This window comes from Kitasatospora sp. NPDC058046, from assembly GCF_042885595.1.
Lineage (GTDB): Bacteria > Actinomycetota > Actinomycetes > Streptomycetales > Streptomycetaceae > Kitasatospora.
The window spans coordinates 1-1,504 of sequence record NZ_JBHVRS010000070.1 but is presented as its reverse complement, the minus strand read 5'-3'; the positions used below and the strand labels follow the sequence as shown (position 1 = coordinate 1,504).

Genomic DNA, 1,504 nt, shown 5'->3' with positions numbered 1-1,504 from the left:
TCCATACCTTTCTTCGTGGGATCGTTCTGGTCATTCGTAAGATCAGGGCACCCAGGGATGCCGGGTGTGGCTGTCATGTCATTGCCGCGTCCGTGGCTGAGGGAGATTGGCCGCCCGGCATCCCGCGACGACTCGGCCGCTGATTGGGATGCGCGGAACAAGATCGCTCGTATGGACATGTCGGCGAGGTCGTCTGCTGGGACTGTGAACAGGCACGTCGAGCGAGGAGGATTGGATGCCCGAACTGTGGGCCGGGACGGATGCGGGCAAGGCCGAGCACCACTGCACGGCGATCGACACGGACGGGAAGACGGTGCTCTCCCGCCGGGTGCCGAACAACGAGGCCGAACTGCTGGAACTGCTCAGCGACGTCCTGGAGCTGGCCGACGGCAACCCGGTGACGTGGGCGGTGGACCTGAACGCGGGCGGCGCCGCGCTGTGGATCGCGCTCCTGGTCAACCACTCGCAGAAGCTGCTCTACATCCCCGGCCGGACCGTGCACCACGCCTCGGCCGCCTACCGGGGCAACGGGAAGACGGACGCCAAGGACGCCTTCGTCATCGCCGACACCGCCCGCATGCGCCGCGACCTGCAACCGCTGGACCAGGCCGGCGAGATCGCAGTCGATCTGAAGATCCTCACCGCCCGCCGCATGGACCTGTCCGCCGACCGCACCCGTGCCATCAACCGGCTGCGCGCCCAGATGCTGGAGTACTTCCCGGCCCTGGAACGGGCCTTCGACTACAGCGTCTCCAAGAGCGCCCTCGTGCTGCTGACGGGCTACCGGACGCCGGCCGCACTCCGGCGCATCGGTCGGGCCCGACTGGCGGCCTGGCTGAAGAGTCATGGCGTGCGCACCGCGCCCACGGCGAAGAGCACGGCCGAAGCCGCGGTCACGGCCGCCGAGGCCCAGTTCACCGCCGTTCCCGGGGAGAAGACCGCCGCCAGGATGGTCCACACCCTGGCCAGGGAGGTGATGTCCCTCGACCAGGAGATCGCCGAGCTCGAAGCCCTGATCGAGGGCCGGTTTCGCGAGCACCCCCACGCCGAGGTGATCACCAGCATGCCCGGCATCGGCGACATGCTCGGCGCCGAGTTCATCGCCGCCACCGGCGGCGACATGGCCGCCTTCGGCAGTCCCGACCGCCTCGCCGGGGTCGCCGGCCTCGCCCCCGTGCCCCGCGACTCCGGCAAGGTCAGCGGCAACCTCCGCCGGCCCCGCCGCTACAGCCGAAGACTCCTGCGGATGTTCTACCTCTCCGCCCAGGTCGCCGCTGTCCACTGCCCCGTCTCGAAGGCGTTCTACCGGCGCAAGCGCGACGAGGGCAAGTCCCACAAGCAGGCCGTCCTGGCCCTCGCCAGGCGCCGTCTCAACGTGCTCTGGGCCCTCATACGCGACAGCCGCACCTTCGATGCAGTTGCGCCCAAGAACGCCGCCCCAGCGCAGTAAGGCAGTCACGAGGCGTCACCGCCCTGGCTTGACAACATCATTGGGAATCTCCCT

1 protein-coding gene is annotated in these 1,504 nt (G+C 68.9%); it reads left to right on the top strand.

All coding sequences use genetic code 11. From position 1 onward, the window contains the following. Positions 1 to 235 precede the first annotated feature (235 nt). A complete protein-coding gene (locus tag ACFVU7_RS45120; protein ID WP_074003531.1) occupies positions 236 to 1,450 on the top strand; it encodes an IS110 family transposase in 1,215 nt (404 codons plus the stop codon). Positions 1,451 to 1,504: the final 54 nt, after the last annotated feature.

Bases quoted from the DNA above. Each gene is read 5' to 3' on its own strand.
- ACFVU7_RS45120 (WP_074003531.1), top strand. From the start codon at position 236: ATGCCCGAACTGTGGGCCGGGACGGATGCGGGCAAGGCCGAGCACCAC.